We start from the raw sequence: 16,360 nt of genomic DNA, 5'->3' as shown, positions 1-16,360 counted from the left end.
ACGCCTCATAACGACACCTACTGCGAGTCAGTTGGGTGTTCTACGCTGGGTCCATGCAGGGCTTCCCGGACGCCGACCACGAAGCGGACCTCGCCGCGTTCTACGACCGGCAGGCCCCCCTCCTGCACACCCGCGCCATGACCCCGCATCGGACGGAATGCCGCGATTGGTTCATTCGCCTGCTCAAGGACGAACACAGGCACTCGCTGTTCGAGCTGGGCTGCGGCACCGGCGTCGAAGGATTGGAATTCGTCCGGGCGGGACTGCACTACACGGGCGTCGACCTTTCCGAGGAGAGCATCCACGTCGCCCGTGCCAAGGGCTTGGACGCCAGCGTGGCGAGCGGCCGGTCCCTGCCGTTCGCCGACGCCACGTTCCCCGCGGTGTGGACCATGAGCACCCTCCTGCACGTCCCCAACGCGGGAATCCACGACGTCGTCCGTGAACTCGTGCGGGTCAGCGCGGCTGGTGCGCCGATCGCCGTCGGGCTCTGGTCCGGTGACGATGAAGAAGTCCTCAACCCCGAGGACCATGACGAGCCGCGGCGGTTCTTCAGCCGGAGGAGCGACGACGCCGTCCAGAGGATCTTCGGTGCCCACGGCACGGTGGAACACTTTGAAACCTGGCCCGAGGGAACGGGCGTCGAGTCCGGACCCGGTGCGGGCCATTGGACCCAGCACTACCAGTTCCTGGTTCTCCGGACACCTTCCGGCCCACCCAACTGACTCGCATTTGTTGTCGTTATCAGGGCTCATAACGACAACAAATGCGACTTAGTTGGGATGGGTGGACCGGACGCCGTCATCTAGGCTTGCCCCATGGCTCCCATTTACACCTTTGCCGGGGATACTCCGGCCATCCATGCCACGGCCTTCGTGGCACCCACGGCTTCCATCATCGGCAAGGCCACCCTCGGCGAGGACTCCAGCGCCTTCTATGGTGTGTCGGTCCGTGCCGACACCGCCGCAATCAGTGTCGGCGCCGGCTCGAACCTGCAGGACAATGTGGTCTTGCACGCCGACCCCGGTTTCCCCTGCACCGTCGGCGAACGCGTCAGCGTCGGGCACAGCGCAGTCGTCCACGGATGCACTGTGGAGGACGACTGCCTCATCGGCATGAGCGCCACCATCCTGAACGGCGCAGTCATCGGTACCGGTTCGCTCATTGCCGCCGGCGCGGTCGTGCTTGAGGGAACTGTGATCCCGCCCCGTTCCTTGGTTGCCGGCGTGCCCGCCAAGGTGCGCCGCGAACTGAGCGAAGAAGAGCTCGACGGCGTGAAGCGCAACGCGGCCCACTACCGGGAGCTGGCTGCGGCGCACCGCGGGATGCACGCACAGGGCTAGTCCAGGCTGATAGGCCCGAGCTCGTCCAACAAATCACCGGGGCCGGGGTTGCCTGCCACGGACGATCCACCGAGGTGGTTCACCACACCCCACACAGCGTTAAGCCCTGTGGTAACGGCGCCTTCGGCCCAGCCCGCGGTGAACGAGACGTCGTCGCCGGCCAGGAAGATGCCCCGCTGGGCCTCCGGCAGCTTGTCCTGCTTGAAGTGCGTGAACAAGCGCTGCTGGTAGCGGTAGTGCCCCGGCAGGTTGGCCTTGAAGGCACCCATGAAGTTGGGGTCGGCCTCCCAGGAAACGGTGATGGGCTGGCCCACGATGTGGCTCGCAATGTCCACGCCCGGGTAGATCTGCTCGAGTGAGTGCAGCATGAGCTTCACGCGTTCCTCGGCGCTGAGCGAGAGCCACTTCAGGGCGTCGTCGTTCCACGTGTAGGACAGCAGTATGACGGCAGGCTTGTCCGGACCGTCGTCGAGCAGGTACGTTGCCCGGTTGAGCCGGTCGGTCAGGGTCATGGACAACACTTCGCGGCCCGTTTCTGGGTCGATGTCCTTCCAGAACGGCCGGTCCACCATCACGAAGGTCTTGGACGACTGCATGTAGTGCGAGCGCTCGATCGCGGTCCAGAGTTCCGAGGGGAACAACGATTCCTGGGTGTGGATCCGCGTGGACAGCAGCCATGACTGGCACGTGGTCACGACGGCGGGGTAGCCGGTTTCGCGGCCCCAACGTTCGCGCACCATGAGGTCGCCGTTCTCTCCGCGCTCAATGCGCTCCACGGCTCCGCGCGGGGAACCGGAATGCAACGATGCGAGCGAGGTGCCCACGGGCCAGTGAGCCATGCCCGACGGCGCGTGGTGCCAGAGTGCCTCGGGGAGCCGTTGCGCTCCCCCGGTGATGAGCCGGTGCTGGTCATCAGCGTCGGTGTAGACGACGCGCAGGATTTCGAGGATGGAGTTGGGGAAGTCGGTGTCCCAGCCGCCTGTGCCGAAACCTACCTGCCCGAAGGCCTCGCGGTGCGCGAATCCAGCCTCCTTGAAGGACTTGCTTGCGGCGATGAAGCCGTAGAAGGTCTGCTCATCCAGGAGCGGGAGCAGTTCATTCCACAGCTCCTTGATGCGCTTGGTGTCGCGGGCCCGGATCGCCTCCTGCATTTCCTGGAACGCAGCGCCGTCATTCACAGCGGCCTTCCACGCTGCGGCAACCTCGTGGAAGAACTCCGGCAGCTCGGCAGACGTGGCGGCGTAGTGCTTTTGCCCGGCCAGCTCGATCACTGTGCTTGACGTCGCGGGCGCGAGCGGGTTGGGGAATTCCTGGGTGTCCAGGCCGAGGAGGTCCACGTAGTGGTAGAACGCCTTACCTGACACGGGGAAGCGCATGCCGCCGAGGTCTGCCACCACTCCTGGGGCGGAGGGGAAGCTCGCGGTGCGCAGCCGCCCGCCGATCTGGTCGGCCTCGTAGACCACGGGGCGCAGCCCGAGCTTCATGAGCTCGTAAGCCGTGACAAGTCCCGACAGCCCGGCGCCGATCACCGCGACCTCCGTGCCGTACAGCTCCGGCGGAACAGCCGCCAGGCCGTCCGGGTGGGCCAGGTAGTGGTCGTAGCTGAACGGGAAGTCCGGGTTCAGCATGGTGATGGGAGCGTCGGCCGGCGTTGCTTGGGAAATTCCGGCATCCCCTGGGCGGGGTGTGGGTTCCGTGGGCAATTCGGTGGCGATGGTCATGAAAGTTCTGCCTTCACAGTTTCCGGGTCGGCGACCCTGGCGGATAGTTCACGGTATTCCTCTTCGCTCAGGGCCGCTACCTTGGAGTTCCGGCGTCCGTAGCCGAAGTAGAGGGCGATCCCCACGAGCATCCAGCCACCGAATACCACCCAGGTGTCGGCGCCCAGGTTGGCCATGAGGTAGGCGCACATCAGCGTGCCCAGAACCGGGGTGATCGGGTAGAGCGGCACGCGGAAGCTGCGCTTGAGCTCGGGGCGGTTGCGCCGCAGGTAGATCACGGCGACGTTCACCAGCGCGAACGCGAAGAGGGTGCCAATGCTGGTGGCGTCGGCTAGCGCGCCGAGCGGGACGAGGCCCGCGGTGAGTGCGACGGCGGTGCCCACGATGAGCGTTCCGGCCACCGGGGTGCCGGTGCGCGGGGAGATCCGGCCGAAGACCTCGGGGACCAGTCCGTCGCGGGACATGGAGAGCAGGATCCGGGTCTGGCCGTAGAGGACCGTCAGCACGATGCTGGCGATTGCCATCACGGCTCCGATGGAGAAGACGAGCGCGATCCAGGGCTGGTGGGTGGTTTCCTCGAGGATCTGGACGAGGGCTGCTTCGGTGCCGCCAAACCATTCCCAGGGGCGGGCACCGATGGCGGCCACGGCAACCAGGACGTAAATGCTGGTCACGATCACCATGGAGAGCAGGATCGCGCGGGGCAGGTCGCGCTTGGGGTTGCGGGCCTCTTCGCCGGCAGTGGAAGCGGCATCGAAGCCGATGTACGAGAAGAACACCCTTGATGCGGCGGCCGAAACACCCGCGGCACCCATGGGCATGAGCGGTTCGAAGTTGCCGGCGTTGAACGCGGTGAACGCAACGGCGCAGAAGAAGAGCAGGATGACGATCTTGATCGTCACGATCACGGTGTTGATCCAGGCGCTTTCCTTGGCACCCCGCACCAGCAGGACCATCGCGAGGACCACAATCAGCATGGCCGGGATGTTGACGACGCCGCCGCTCCCCGGCGGCTGGGACATCGCGTCCGGCAGGACTTGGCCGAACGCGGCGAGGGTTTCGTTCACGTATTGCCCGGCGCCGACGGCAACGGCAGCCACGGAGACCGCATATTCGAGGACGAGGCACCAACCACAGATCCAGGCCATGCCCTCGCCCATCGTGGCGTAGGAGTAGGAGTAGCTGGACCCGGCAACGGGCACGAGGCCCGCCATTTCGGCGTAGGACACTGCGGAGAACAGGGCGGCCAGGCCCGCGACCACAAAGGAGATCCAGACTGCGGGTCCGGCCAGCGGCACGGATTCGCCCAGGATCACCAGGATGCCGGTGCCCAAGGTCGCGCCGACACTGATCATCGTCAGTTGGAGGACACCGAAGCTGCGGACGAGCGGCGTACCGCTTTGGCTGCTTCCGGCTTCACTGACCATCTGCCCGATCGGCTTGCGGCGCAGGAGCTGCGAACCGAGCCCCGGGCGGCGCGTGGCGTTGCCGGGATCTGTATTCGTGGCGTGCGTTGGCTTGGTCTGGGTGGAGGTAGGCACAGTCACCGTTGACGTCCCTTCAGAGTAGTTGGCGGTTTCCCCTGACAACCGTAAGCCTGTGAGCCAGCTCTCACGGCGGTGCAAAATGACCTATAGTGATCAACCATGAGACGTATTGCACAATCAGAAACGACGCCGGAAGCGGCGCTTTCCGGGCAGGTCAGCGTAGATCTGTCTGCGATTTCAGACAACATCAAGGCACTCAAAAAGCGCACCGCCGCGCCGCATTTCATGGCCGTCGTCAAGGGGAACGGCTACGGTCACGGCCTCGTGGATGTTGCCCGCACCGCGGTGGCGGCAGGAGCCGATTGGCTGGGAACCGCCCAGTTGAGCGAAGCCATCGCCTTGCGCCAGGCGGGCATCAATGTGCCGGTCCTTTCGTGGCTGTATCTGGCATCCCAGACCAGCGCGACCATCCGCGAGGCACTCGAGTACGACGTCGACGTTTCGCTTGGGAGCGTCGGTCAACTTGAGGTCCTGGCCGGGATCGCCAGGCAATTGGGCCGCCCCGCCGTCGTGCACCTGGAGCTGGACAGCGGCCTCAGCCGCGGCGGTGCGCGCAAGGAAGACTGGCCCGAACTCGTAGCCCAGGCTCGCGATGCCGAGCAGGACGGCACGGTCTTGGTCCGCGGCATCTGGACCCACTTGGCCTGGGCCGATGTTCCCGCCCACCCCGGAAACGCGGCAGCCGTGGCGGAGTTCGAAGACGCGGTTCGCGAAGCGCGCGCTGCCGGCCTGGACCCGCAGCTGCGGCACGTGTCGAGCTCTGCAAACATCCTGGACCGGCCCGAATTCCACTTCGACATGGTCCGCGCCGGACTGGCGATCTACGGATTGGCCCCGGCGGACCATCTGGATCCTGCCGACTTCGGACTGCGCCCGGCCTTGAGCGTCACCGCACCGCTCGTCATGGTCAAGAAGGTTCCGGCAGGGACTGGCGTCAGCTACGAACACCAGGCCATCACGCACGAGCCGCGCTATCTCGGACTCATTCCGCTGGGTTACGCCGACGGGATCCCCAAGGGCATCAGCGGCCGGAGCCTGGTCCAGATCGCCGGGCGGAAAGTCCCCGTGATCGGCAAGGTGTGCATGGACCAGTTCATGGTGGACCTCGGTCCGGACGCGTCCGGGATCGGGGTCGGCGACACGGCAGTCCTGTTCGGCGATCCTGCCGGAGGGGCAGCGAGCGCAGACGATTGGGGCGCCGCCATCGGAAGCCATGGTGACGAGATCATCAACCGGATCGCACCACGACTCCCGCGTGTGTATGAGTCCAGTGCCTACGAGTGCCCCGATTACCAGGAGGCGGCGAGCGATGTCTCCTGAGCCCAGCCCCAGCCGCCTGAGTTTCGTCACGCTTGAGCAGTTCCTGAAGCAGCTGCCGCCCGAGTTGGAAATACTCCACGACGGCGGCAGCGGCGGGGAGCTGCTGCGCTGGGTCGAACCCAGCGAACTGGACGATCCCACCCCCTACCTGCCGGACGGGGAGTTCCTGCTGACCGCGGGGCTCCCTTTCCTTGGCGACGGCGGCTCGCAAGAGAACGTCGACGCTTATGTGAAACGGCTGGTGGGGGCCAAGGTGGCGGCGCTGGGGTTCGGGATCAGGCCTTATTTCGACGCCGTCCCGGCCGAGCTGCTCAAGGCGTGCCGCCGGCACCGGCTCACCTTGATTGAGATCCCGGAATCCATCCCGTTCGCAGCAATCGGCCTTGAGTTCTCCCAACTCCTGGAATCGGACAACGCGAAAGTCTTCCGCCAACTCGCCGACACCAACAGGCAACTCATGCGGGCAGTCCTCTCCCCCCGGCCGGAACACGAGCTGCTCGCCGCTTTGGTCCAGAAGGTTCCCGTGTGGGCACTCCTCGTCGGAGCGGACGGGCGGGTACGTGCGCGCGCCCACGCAGCCGGCGGCAGCACCGGCGTCGAGCATTCACTCCTGGAGCCGATGCTGGAACGGCTCCTTTCCGGCAGCGGACCGCGGGTTGAGGTGGACGGCTTTGATCAGCCGGGATCGTCGATGGTTTTCGGCCACCCGTTGCGGAGCACCAAGGACGCCAATCTGGGCGCCCTGATCCTGGGTTCTGACGCTGCGCTGACTCCGGCCCAGAACAGCGTGGTGCAGTCAGTGGTGGGGTTGCTGGAGTTGCTCGTCCGCCAACGGACCAGCGGTTCGCTCGCGCCGAGCCAATTGGCGACGGCGTTGTTGCTACACCCTGAGAGCCTTGCCACCGGCGGGACCCGGCATGTCAACGGGCTCAAGGACCTCCTCGCCCAGAGCTTGTCCTCCACGCGATCCGCTCCCCTTCGCGTGGTCCAGGGCATCAAGGTGGACTCACCTGAATGGCCGGCCGGCGACAGCCCCGTGCGCGAGCTATTGCAGTGGCGGCGCCTCTTCGACACCAAACTGGTGGAGATCACCGATTACGGATTCGCCGCGATCACTCGTTTGAAAGTGGACGACGCGCTCCTGGCCGACGTCGAAAAGCTCGGTTGGAGGCTCGTCATCGGAGACCCGACCGAACTGACCGGCCTCGCCGCAGCGCACCAGCGCGTGACGTCGCTCCGTTCACGGGTCCAGTCCAGCGGACGGAGCGCCCGCGTCGACGAGGTGACCTGGTCCGTTACCGGGCTCCTGGGACGCGAGGCCGGCTCCATGCTGGCCGCGAGGCTCCTTGAACCGGTACTCGCGTTGGAAGCTGATCGGCGCGATCCGCTCTTGGCAGTGCTCAAGGGCTGGCTCAGCGAAAACGGCAGCTGGGACGCCTCCGCCAAGCTGCTGGGGCTGCACCGCAATAGCGTGCGCCGCCAGATCGGACTGCTCGCCGAACTCCTCGACACTGACCTGAACCAGGCCCAAGTGCGGGCGGAGCTTTGGATCGCGCTTCAGTACACGGACGGTCTGGTGGGCGGAGGGGACGCCTAGTCTTCGCGACTTCCTGTTGCGGCACCGTCTACGTGTCGTGCTGCTCAAAACACGTAGACGGTGCCGCAGGCACACTGAGAAACGTCGATTTTGCACGTATTTTGCCCCGTTTCACCACTTAATTTCGCCGTTTGACCACTGAGACGCGGTTTTCGCGGCCTACCATTCGGGTGCCGGCTACACGGGATCCGCCAGTAGCTCAAATCGAAGCGGAGGAACGAAATGCTCACTACGACCGTATTCAACGCAAGCAGCACGATTGCATCTGCACGAACCAAGATTGACGAAATGATTGTTCGCTACGACGGCTGGTTTCTAGTCGTTCTCGCCGTCCTGATGGTGCTTGCTTTTGCATTGCTCGCAGCGATGGCCATCTGGTGCCTGACGCAGGGCCGAGGCCGCTTCACCGGCAACTGGAGTTGGAGCCAATGGGGTGTCTCTGTGTTCGTTGAATGCAGGTAGCTCGTTACAAGCCAGCCGTCGTGGTGGCACTGACAACGTGCCACCACGACCAGAGCATCGGAATCAAGCCTCATGACTCTCAGTGTTGCCAACGTCAACTACGCCTACAACCCCAGAACCCAAGTGCTTCACGATGTCTCGTTCACGATCGCCGAGGACCGGGTCATGGGCCTCATTGGTCCCAACGGGTCTGGAAAGTCCACGCTGATAAAGGTCATCCTGGATCTGCTCCAACTTCAAAGCGGCCGCGTCTGCATCGGGACTGACAGTAGTCAGAGCCGCAGCGCCAAGATGTCGTCGATCTATTTGTCGAGCAATGATTACCTCCCTGAGTTCCTTACAGGGGAGGAATATGTGCGTTTCATGCACGGGCTGTATGGAGAACCCATGGATCACGCGGCACTGAGGACGCAATTCGCCAGGTACTCCATGCGCGACAGGCACCGCGACTTGATCGAAGACTACTCACACGGCATGAGGAAGAAGCTGCAACTCATCGCCGCGTTCATGCTCCGGCGAAGGTTTACCGTCATCGATGAGACCCTCAATGGCGTCGACATCGATGCGATCAACCTCTTCGAGCGCGATATCCGGAATCTTGCCAAAGAAGGCCGCTCAGTTCTGCTGTGCAGCCATGACTTCACCATGTTGGAGCACGTCGCTGACGAGTTGGCACTCCTCGTCCAAGGGGTCCTAGTGGTTCAGGCTCCGGTCCGGAAAATTATCCAAGATCACGGCACGATAGCTGACCTTGCCAACGAGTTCATTCAGGCAATGGAGCCATCTTAAATGCACATCAAGAGCGTAGTTCTGCTGTTTCGATTGTTCTGGCTCTTCATCGTGAGACGCGTTTTGGGGCGAGGTCTGTTGGCAAGCCCGGCCGCTCGGCTTTCAGCCGGTATGCTGCTCGTCGCCGCGTTCGCCGGCTTCAACGTGCTGAGCTACGTGGTCATCCGCCAGTATCTCGGTGGAACCGGCCTGCTTGAGCCTGTTCTTCAAGTCGCCAACGCATCGGTCGGATTCTGGGTACTTATCGCCTACACACTGATTCGGGTGCTGTTCATGAAGGCAGATGAGCTTCTGAAGCTCTCCTTTAATCTGCCGGTGACCAATAAGGAAAGGACAATGGCATTTGCGCTCTTTGAGTCGTCCATCGTTCTCCTGATGACCGTGTTCGTTTTCGGTGCATTTTCCATTTCAACCGTGCTGATCGAGGGAACTGATTACATTCCGAAGGTTCTGGTGTCCATCTGGTTCCCCGCTATTTCAACGTACCTGCTCCTGAGCCTCGGCTACTACCTCCTTGAACGTGCTCTACAGGCTCTCAGGATTGCCCGACTTCGCGGCCTGTTAGTCCCGATGGTGCTGGCTCTCGGGCTTGTCGTGACCTTTCCTCAAACCAACGAGCAGAGTAGCCAAATCGCCGAAAACTACGTATTCGGGCGTGAATACAATGCGCCGGGGCTGCTCTACGCGAAGTTGCAGGGAGACGTCGGGATCTGGTTCTCCACTTTGGTGCTGCTTGCGACATCAGCAGCAATTATTCCAGCAATAGTGGCGATCGCACCCAGGAATTACGTTCCGATGCGTCGTTTCTTCGTCTTTCTGCCTTCACGCTTGGCAGGGAGTAAGTTCGGCGTTTACGTTCTGGTCTTGTTTCGAAGTTTCGAAACAATGGTTGCTGTCTCTTTTATCATCATCTATTCGGTCTTCGCCTGGCTCGAGCATCTGGTGTTGCCACCCTACGCCCTCGCTCTCATAACGTTTCAGGGAGTCTATGCATTTTCAAACTCGGAACCTCTCCGACGCATGGTCACCTATCCGGGCCGCACTGTTGCGAACTACTTGCGCCTCATGGGGTCGCAAGGCGTGCTCCTGATGGTTGTGGGCATTCCAGTCATCACGATTTCCGTGGGCCAGGGAGTTTCGTTTGAAGCCTGCCTGCCAGTGCTCGGATTCTGCTTGAGCAACATTCTCATATCAACCCTTGTTGGCATTGCTTTCCCTCCCGAGAAGGGAAACCCATTCACGGTAATCATCGGCGTCTTGCTAACGATGATAGTCGTCATGATTGTGACGCTTGGTTTGAACGTTTTTAACTTTGATCCAATTATCAGTTCGGCAATTTTTGCCGCCCTTAACTTACTTGTCGTCTTTTACAGCATCCTGGGTATGCGAAGAATGGAGAGGATTGCGCGCCATGAAGTGGCTGCTTAGATTCATCGCAGGGCTGACAGTCTCTTTTGTTGTCACCATGATCGTCATTGTCACGAGTTTCATCACCACGATGTTCTCGGCGTCAGAAATAGGAGTCAGGAAGTTTGGCCTGTTCGGCGCGCTCTTCTTCGAACCTCATGAACAGGCCGACGGAGCGACCGCATTGGAAATCGGGGTGTCGAACAGCGCGCCCATCGCTTTGGTCTTCGCGGCATGCTTGGTTTTCTATGTTGCCGTTGCTGCAGTCCTGGAACGACTGAAGCTCCACAAGAAGCGACTCCTACGAGCAGACCAAGGTTGACGGTTCGCACGATAACACTCCCGGATGCGACCGCAGGCCTGATAGCCAAGCAACTCACATGGTCATGCAGATGGCCATTTGCCGCCGTCGTTCTCAGCTTCATTGCGTGCACCATCCTGGCCGCCGTAACGACTGACCCAATCCTTTTCCAGGCCGGCCTGTGGCTCCTTGTGCATGCACTTTTCCTGCTGGGCGGCTTTTTGGTGCATGAGTGGTCCCATGTTGCGGGCATGAGGCTGTTTCGCGGGGTTTCAGACATCGTGATATCTGCCGGAGTCCTTCGCTTTTCCGTCATTCCCGTCGGGCGTCTCTACGGGTGGCAGATCGCAATCGTGGCGACACTAGGTCCGAGTGCATCCTGCTTGGTCGGGGCACTGATCACCCTGCTCGCACCCGGCTCATTCCTGCAGTACTGGTTCCTGTTGCATGCAGTGTTCCTTCTGCCATTCTTTGGCGACGGACGCAGCCTCATTCTCGGAATCCGTGTGTGGGCTCGGCCGGTTGGCTTACGAGCGCCCGGGATCAACTATTGAGCCGCGCTTCTGTCTCATGCATCACCAATCCTCAACCCTGTGGAGCAGAGCCTTCCCACTCGCGGTACAGCTCCGGGCGGCGTTCGCGCAGGTAGGGCACCTGCTCACGGGCGGCCTTGACGCTTTCCGTCGAGATCTCGGCGAATAGCAATGCCGCACCATCCCCGGCGGCAGCGAGCAACGAACCGTTCGGACCGGCCACCACGCTTCCGCCAAGGAAGTCACACCCGTCCTCGTGGCCGCTGTGGTTCGCGTAGGCCACGTGGAGCTGGCTCTCCATTGCCCGGGCACGGATCAGGACCTGCGGCACGGCGTCGAAGCCCGCGGACAGGGCGGTGGGAACCAGCAGAAGTTCAGCGCCTCGCATGGCCGCTGCGCGGACGCTTTCGGGAAACTCGACGTCGTAGCAAATCAGGAGCGACGTTTTGATCCCGTTGAAGTCCACGACGCCGGGAGCTGCTTGGGCGGCTGAGAACGCCTTTCGCTCCTCCTCGCCGAAGAGGTGCACTTTGTCGTAGTCCAGGAGCACGGTTCCGTGCGCGTCCAGAAGAGTCGCGGAGATATGCCAGCCGCCGTCGGCAGCTGGTGCGGGAAGGCTGTAGACCAGTCCGATTCCGCGCGCGCGGGCGATGTCCGCAAGGCGGCCCCGAATGCCCGGAAGAACTGCAGGATCCAGCTCCGCGTGGAGCCTCAGCGGCGCGTAGCCTACCGGGAAGAGCTCGGGCGTCAGCAACAAGGAGGCCCCCGCCGTGGCAGCGCGCTGTGCCGCCGCATCGACCGTCTTTAGATTGGCGTCGATGTCCAGGACAACAGCGTTGGCCTGCAGAACGGACAGCAGCATCATTACCACCTCAATAGCACCTTGCATCCCCCGTCAGGCGTTCATGGGAGACACGCCCGGGATTACTCGTGATTCCAGCCTAGCCAGCCACAGGCCGGTCCCACAGGACAAATGGACCTGCGGACGGGCCGCCGGGGATGGATCGTACAAATCTGCCGCATAGTTCATGACGCCGATGCAAGTTTGCTCCATTGCGTTAACTTCTTGACTGCAACTGTGATTTGAGGCACGCTTCTTGTCATGCCCGCAACATCCAGCTCGACGAAGAGCCATCGCAAAAACCCCGGCTCGCAATCTGCGCTGCGCCATCTGAACCAGCAGCGGCTCATCGAATGCCTGCTGAGCGGCCCTTCCACCCAAGCGGAACTCGCCAGGCAGACCGGCCTTTCCACGGCAACAGTCTCCAACATCGTCAAGATCATGCAGGACGCGGGGCTCGTCTCCACCGAACCGATCACAAGCTCCGGACGCCGGGCACTGAACGTCAGGCTCAACAGCAACGGTGCCGTCGCCGTCGGGATCGATTTTGGCCGGCGCCACCTGCGTGTGGTCCTGGCCTCGCTGGGCTATCACATCATCGTCGAGGAAACGGTCACGCTCCCCCTCGGCCACCACGCCGAACAGGGCATCAGCGCCGCCGTCGCGCTCCTCGACAAACTCCTGCTCGAAAGCGGGGTCGACCGAAGCGCGGTAGTTGGGGCGGGCGCTGGCATAGCCGGCCCCATCGACCGCCGTTCCGGCACCGTCGCGCAGGGTGCCATCCTGCCCGAATGGGTGGGGATCCAGATTCTCGAACGACTGGAGGAAGCCCTCGATCTTCCCGTATACGTTGACAACGACGCCAATCTGGGCGCCCTCTCCGAGGTCACCTGGGGGCCCCACAGCGGAATCAACAATCTCATGTTCCTCAAGATCGGTTCCGGCATCGGAGCGGGTCTGATCATCAATGGCGCGCCCTACTACGGGGCGGTGGGAATCACGGGAGAAATCGGCCATGCAACGATCCACGAATACGGCGCCATCTGCCGCTGCGGCAACCGGGGCTGCCTGGAAACGATGGCTTCCACCACCACCATGATCGAGCTGCTCGGGAAGGGCTCGGGGCTGCACCTCGAGCCCGAGGACATTGTCCGCAACGCCCTGGCGAGGGATCCGGCGACTCTTCGCGTGGTGGACGACGCGGGGCTCGCGGTGGGGCGGGCGTTGGGCAATGTGGCGAATCTCATAAACCCGGAAGTCATCGTGGTGGGCGGCCCCCTGGCCGGCCTCGGCGACATCCTCCTGGACCCGATCAGGCGCGGTCTAGTCCGCCACGCAGTGCCCGTAATCGGCGAGACAACGCACTTGGCGATGTCTTCGCTCGGCGCCCGGGCGGAGGCCCTCGGAGCGGCCGCTTTGGTGTTCCAGCACGCCGGAATCAAGCAGGGCTAAACATTTCGTTACCACGCTGTTATCGCCGTCTTGCGTTAAAGTCTTGACGACAAGCGGTGTGATCCAGTTTACTTTCTCATCAGATAGGCTCGCCATCCCCGAGCCGACAACGACGTCAAACATTGGAGGCGCAAGGGTATGTCGACCCCCATTACGCACCAGGATCCGGTTCTCCTCGAGATGCGGTCCATCACCAAGGAATTCCCCGGCGTGAAGGCGCTCTCGGACGTTAGCCTGCGGGTCAAGGTGGGCGAAATCCACGCGATCTGCGGCGAAAACGGTGCAGGAAAATCCACGTTGATGAAGGTGCTCTCCGGGGTTTACCCCTACGGCAGCTACGACGGGGACATCGTGTACCAGGCGGAAGTCCAGCAGTTCAAGGACATCCGGGCCAGCGAACATGCGGGAATCGTGATCATCCACCAGGAACTGGCACTGATCCCCGAGCTGTCCATCATGGAAAACATCTTCCTCGGCAACGAACCCGTCCGTCGTGGCATCATCGACTGGGCCGAGGCACGCAAGCGGTCAATCGAACTGCTCGCACGGGTCGGTTTGCGCGAGGACCCGGATACCCCTATCAAGGAAATCGGCGTCGGCAAGCAGCAATTGGTGGAAATCGCCAAGGCCCTGAACAAGTCCGTCAAGCTGCTCATCCTCGACGAGCCCACAGCGGCCCTCAACGAATCGGACTCCCAGCACTTGCTGGACCTGATCCTTGGCCTCAAGGGCCGGGGTATCACGTCCATCATCATTTCGCACAAGCTCAATGAGATCGAGCAGATCGCTGACGAGATCACCATCATCCGGGATGGCAAGTCCATCGAGACGCTCAACGTCGTGGAAGACGGCGTCGACGAGGACCGAATCATCAAGGGAATGGTCGGGCGGACGCTCGAGTCCCGTTTCCCCGACCACACACCGAAGATCGGCGAGGTGTTCTTCGAGGTCAAGGACTGGAACGTCGGGCATCCCCAGATCCAGGACCGCCTGGTCTGCAAGAACTCCAGCTTCCATGTACGCCGCGGTGAAATCGTCGGATTTGCGGGCCTCATGGGCGCCGGCCGCACCGAGCTTGCCCGCTCCGTCTTCGGCCACTCCTACGGCCGGTTCATCTCGGGGCAGGTGTACAAGGACGGAAAGCCGATCACCATGCGCAGCGTCCGCCAGGCGATCGACGCCGGTCTCGGCTACGTCACCGAGGACCGCAAGAGCCTGGGCCTGAATCTCCTGGATGACATCAAGACAACCACGGTGTCTGCCAACTTGAAGAAGGTCAGCCGGGGAATCGTTGTGGACACCAACAAGGAGTTCATGGTGGCCGAGCAATACCGGAAGTCGCTGCGCACCAAGACGCCGTCGGTCGAGGAAGGCGTATCGAAGCTCTCCGGCGGAAACCAGCAGAAGGTGGTTCTCGCCAAATGGATGTTCACCGATCCGGACCTTCTCATCCTGGATGAACCCACCCGCGGAATCGACGTCGGTGCCAAGTACGAGATCTACGGAATCATCCAGGAGCTCGCCAACCAAGGGAAAGGCGTGATTGTGATTTCCTCCGAGCTTCCCGAGCTGCTGGGCCTTTCCGACCGTATCTACACCATCTTCGAGGGTTCCATCACTGGCGTACTCAATAAGGACGAAGCCAGCCAGGAAAGCCTCATGAAGCTCATGACATCCAGCCGCAAAGCTGCCTGACCCCGGTCATCTCCAGAACCACACGGACACAAGGACCCAAAACAATGAACGCGCTCAAGAAGCTATTCGGTGGCAACACCCGCCAATTCGGCATGATCTTCGCCCTGGTTGCACTCGTCATCTTCTTCCAGATCTTCACCTCGGGCCGCACCCTCACCCCGGGCAACGTCATCAACCTCTTCAACGGCAACTCGTACATCCTGATCCTGGCCATTGGCATGGTCCTGGTCATCATCGCCGGCCACATCGACCTTTCGGTAGGTTCGGTAGCGGCCTTCGTCGGTATCTCGGTGGCCTTGGCCATCAGGGACTGGCACTTGCCCTGGTACGTAGCAGTCCTATTCGGGCTCCTGCTCGGCGCCCTGATCGGAGCCTGGCAAGGATTCTGGACGGCATACGTCGGTATTCCGGCCTTCATCGTGACCCTTGCGGGCATGCTGCTGTTCCGCGGTTTCAACCAGTTCGTCGGCAAGTCCAACACCGTTCCGGTCCCGGAAGACTTCCAGTACCTGGGCTCCGGGTACCTGCCCGAGATAGGGCCGAAAACCGGGTATAACAACCTGACAATCCTGCTGGGCCTTATCGCCGTCGCGTTCGTGATTTTCAGTGCGATTCGTTCCCGCCGCACCGCCCAGGCGTTGGGCGCCGAAGTACAAGAAGGCTGGGTGTTGGTCACCAAGCTTGTGCTTATCAATGCAGCCATCCTCTACGCCACCTACCTGTTCGCGACTGGCCGCCCCGGCACCTCGTTCCCCATCCCGGGCCTGATCCTGGCCGTACTGGTCCTGATCTACGGGTTCATTTCCGCTAAGACGGTCATCGGCCGCCACATCTACGCAGTCGGCGGCAACCGCCACGCGGCTGAGCTCTCCGGAGTTCAGTCCAAGAAGGTCAATTTCATGGTCATGATGAACATGTCCATCCTTGCCGGTCTCGCCGGCATGATCTTCGTGGGCCGCTCCACCGCATCGGGTCCGTTCGACGGCGTCGGCTGGGAACTGGATGCGATCGCTGCAGTATTCATCGGTGGCGCAGCGGTCACCGGCGGCGTGGGCACCGTGATCGGCTCGATCGTTGGTGGCCTCGTCATGGCTGTCCTCAACAACGGCCTCCAACTGCTCGGCGTTGGCGCGGACCTCACCCAGATCATCAAGGGCCTCGTGCTGCTGGCAGCTGTTGCCTTCGACGTCTACAACAAGACGCAGGGCAAGAAATCGATCATCGGAATGATGATGAAGAATTTCGGCCGGAGCAGCGAAAACGCCCCGGACGAGACAACCACAACCAAGGAAGTCATCTCCAAGGAAGCCTGACCGGCTTCAAGACAACTTGTTCCATCCACAACAAAGAAA

15 protein-coding genes are annotated in these 16,360 nt (G+C 62.1%); 11 read left to right on the top strand and 4 right to left on the bottom strand.

Annotation, left to right across the window (positions count from 1 at the left end):
* The first annotated feature begins 53 nt into the window (after positions 1 to 53).
* Both LFT47_RS05895 and LFT47_RS05890 read left to right on the top strand, forming a co-directional pair.
* Positions 54 to 725: a class I SAM-dependent methyltransferase gene (locus LFT47_RS05895; RefSeq protein WP_236816144.1), complete on the top strand. Its 672-nt coding sequence runs from the start codon at positions 54 to 56 to the stop codon at positions 723 to 725.
* Between the two features lie 93 nt (positions 726 to 818).
* Positions 819 to 1,343, top strand: coding sequence for a gamma carbonic anhydrase family protein (locus LFT47_RS05890; RefSeq protein WP_236816142.1), 525 nt, complete (start codon positions 819 to 821; stop codon positions 1,341 to 1,343).
* Here the strand turns inward: LFT47_RS05890 and LFT47_RS05885 are convergent.
* Positions 1,340 to 3,064 carry a flavin monoamine oxidase family protein gene (locus tag LFT47_RS05885; protein WP_236816140.1) on the bottom strand — a complete coding sequence of 575 codons (1,725 nt, stop codon included), beginning with the start codon at positions 3,062 to 3,064 and terminating at the stop codon, positions 1,340 to 1,342. The two genes, LFT47_RS05890 and LFT47_RS05885, sit on opposite strands and share 4 nt — an antisense overlap.
* Entirely contained in the window at positions 3,061 to 4,491 is a 1,431-nt protein-coding gene (locus tag LFT47_RS05880) for an amino acid permease (RefSeq protein ID WP_236818386.1), read from the bottom strand. The genes LFT47_RS05885 and LFT47_RS05880 overlap by 4 nt, the downstream gene beginning before the upstream one ends.
* Positions 4,492 to 4,710: 219 nt before the next feature.
* On the opposite strand from LFT47_RS05880, the gene alr reads away from it, so the two are divergent.
* The 6 genes from alr (at position 4,711) to LFT47_RS05850 (ending at position 10,508) form a co-directional block, all read left to right on the top strand.
* Positions 4,711 to 5,931 (top strand): alanine racemase, encoded by a 1,221-nt coding sequence (gene alr / locus LFT47_RS05875; protein WP_236816139.1) that lies wholly within the window; start codon positions 4,711 to 4,713, stop codon positions 5,929 to 5,931.
* Positions 5,921 to 7,528: a PucR family transcriptional regulator gene (locus LFT47_RS05870; protein WP_236816138.1), complete on the top strand. Its 1,608-nt coding sequence runs from the start codon at positions 5,921 to 5,923 to the stop codon at positions 7,526 to 7,528. Before alr ends, LFT47_RS05870 begins: the two co-directional genes overlap by 11 nt.
* A 222-nt stretch (positions 7,529 to 7,750) precedes the next feature.
* Positions 7,751 to 7,990: a hypothetical protein gene (locus LFT47_RS05865; protein ID WP_236816137.1), complete on the top strand. Its 240-nt coding sequence runs from the start codon at positions 7,751 to 7,753 to the stop codon at positions 7,988 to 7,990.
* A 72-nt stretch (positions 7,991 to 8,062) separates the two neighbouring features.
* Positions 8,063 to 8,779: an ATP-binding cassette domain-containing protein gene (locus tag LFT47_RS05860; RefSeq protein ID WP_236816136.1), complete on the top strand. Its 717-nt coding sequence runs from the start codon at positions 8,063 to 8,065 to the stop codon at positions 8,777 to 8,779.
* On the top strand, positions 8,780 to 10,207 hold the full coding sequence (locus LFT47_RS05855; RefSeq protein ID WP_236816135.1) for a hypothetical protein: 1,428 nt from the start codon (positions 8,780 to 8,782) through the stop codon (positions 10,205 to 10,207).
* Positions 10,191 to 10,508 (top strand): hypothetical protein, encoded by a 318-nt coding sequence (locus tag LFT47_RS05850; protein WP_236816130.1) that lies wholly within the window; start codon positions 10,191 to 10,193, stop codon positions 10,506 to 10,508. The genes LFT47_RS05855 and LFT47_RS05850 overlap by 17 nt, the downstream gene beginning before the upstream one ends.
* Positions 10,509 to 10,570: 62 nt before the next feature.
* On the opposite strand, the gene LFT47_RS05845 is transcribed toward LFT47_RS05850, so the two are convergent.
* The gene (locus tag LFT47_RS05845) at positions 10,571 to 10,717 is read right to left on the bottom strand and encodes a hypothetical protein (protein ID WP_236816128.1); all 147 of its coding nucleotides are present in this window, start codon (positions 10,715 to 10,717) and stop codon (positions 10,571 to 10,573) included.
* A gap of 355 nt (positions 10,718 to 11,072) precedes the next feature.
* The gene (locus LFT47_RS05840) at positions 11,073 to 11,882 is read right to left on the bottom strand and encodes a carbon-nitrogen hydrolase family protein (protein ID WP_442863436.1); all 810 of its coding nucleotides are present in this window, start codon (positions 11,880 to 11,882) and stop codon (positions 11,073 to 11,075) included.
* A 240-nt stretch (positions 11,883 to 12,122) separates the two neighbouring features.
* Between LFT47_RS05840 and LFT47_RS05835 the strand changes: the two genes are divergently transcribed.
* The 3 genes from LFT47_RS05835 to mmsB all read left to right on the top strand — a co-directional run bounded on the left by LFT47_RS05835 (position 12,123) and on the right by mmsB (position 16,321).
* On the top strand, positions 12,123 to 13,313 hold the full coding sequence (locus LFT47_RS05835; protein WP_236816125.1) for an ROK family transcriptional regulator: 1,191 nt from the start codon (positions 12,123 to 12,125) through the stop codon (positions 13,311 to 13,313).
* 138 nt (positions 13,314 to 13,451) lie between these two features.
* The gene (gene mmsA / locus LFT47_RS05830; RefSeq protein WP_236816124.1) at positions 13,452 to 15,008 is read left to right on the top strand and encodes a multiple monosaccharide ABC transporter ATP-binding protein; all 1,557 of its coding nucleotides are present in this window, start codon (positions 13,452 to 13,454) and stop codon (positions 15,006 to 15,008) included.
* A 44-nt stretch (positions 15,009 to 15,052) separates the two neighbouring features.
* Positions 15,053 to 16,321, top strand: coding sequence for a multiple monosaccharide ABC transporter permease (mmsB, locus tag LFT47_RS05825; RefSeq protein ID WP_236816123.1), 1,269 nt, complete (start codon positions 15,053 to 15,055; stop codon positions 16,319 to 16,321).
* Positions 16,322 to 16,360: the final 39 nt, after the last annotated feature.

Origin of the sequence: Arthrobacter sp. FW306-2-2C-D06B (assembly GCF_021789175.1) — a bacterium.
In the GTDB taxonomy this organism is placed as follows: Bacteria; Actinomycetota; Actinomycetes; order Actinomycetales; family Micrococcaceae; genus Arthrobacter.
Note: the sequence above shows the minus strand (reverse complement) of the source record. Positions and strands in the feature narration are given on the sequence as shown.

Bases quoted from the DNA above. Each gene is read 5' to 3' on its own strand.
- LFT47_RS05895 (WP_236816144.1), top strand. From the start codon at position 54: ATGCAGGGCTTCCCGGACGCCGACCACGAAGCGGACCTCGCCGCGTTC.
- LFT47_RS05890 (WP_236816142.1), top strand. From the start codon at position 819: ATGGCTCCCATTTACACCTTTGCCGGGGATACTCCGGCCATCCATGCC.
- LFT47_RS05885 (WP_236816140.1), bottom strand. From the start codon at position 3,064: ATGACCATCGCCACCGAATTGCCCACGGAACCCACACCCCGCCCAGGG.
- LFT47_RS05880 (WP_236818386.1), bottom strand. From the start codon at position 4,491: ATGGTCAGTGAAGCCGGAAGCAGCCAAAGCGGTACGCCGCTCGTCCGC.
- alr (WP_236816139.1), top strand. From the start codon at position 4,711: ATGAGACGTATTGCACAATCAGAAACGACGCCGGAAGCGGCGCTTTCC.
- LFT47_RS05870 (WP_236816138.1), top strand. From the start codon at position 5,921: ATGTCTCCTGAGCCCAGCCCCAGCCGCCTGAGTTTCGTCACGCTTGAG.
- LFT47_RS05865 (WP_236816137.1), top strand. From the start codon at position 7,751: ATGCTCACTACGACCGTATTCAACGCAAGCAGCACGATTGCATCTGCA.
- LFT47_RS05860 (WP_236816136.1), top strand. From the start codon at position 8,063: ATGACTCTCAGTGTTGCCAACGTCAACTACGCCTACAACCCCAGAACC.
- LFT47_RS05855 (WP_236816135.1), top strand. From the start codon at position 8,780: ATGCACATCAAGAGCGTAGTTCTGCTGTTTCGATTGTTCTGGCTCTTC.
- LFT47_RS05850 (WP_236816130.1), top strand. From the start codon at position 10,191: ATGAAGTGGCTGCTTAGATTCATCGCAGGGCTGACAGTCTCTTTTGTT.
- LFT47_RS05845 (WP_236816128.1), bottom strand. From the start codon at position 10,717: ATGCACCAAAAAGCCGCCCAGCAGGAAAAGTGCATGCACAAGGAGCCA.
- LFT47_RS05840 (WP_442863436.1), bottom strand. From the start codon at position 11,882: ATGCTGCTGTCCGTTCTGCAGGCCAACGCTGTTGTCCTGGACATCGAC.
- LFT47_RS05835 (WP_236816125.1), top strand. From the start codon at position 12,123: ATGCCCGCAACATCCAGCTCGACGAAGAGCCATCGCAAAAACCCCGGC.
- mmsA (WP_236816124.1), top strand. From the start codon at position 13,452: ATGTCGACCCCCATTACGCACCAGGATCCGGTTCTCCTCGAGATGCGG.
- mmsB (WP_236816123.1), top strand. From the start codon at position 15,053: ATGAACGCGCTCAAGAAGCTATTCGGTGGCAACACCCGCCAATTCGGC.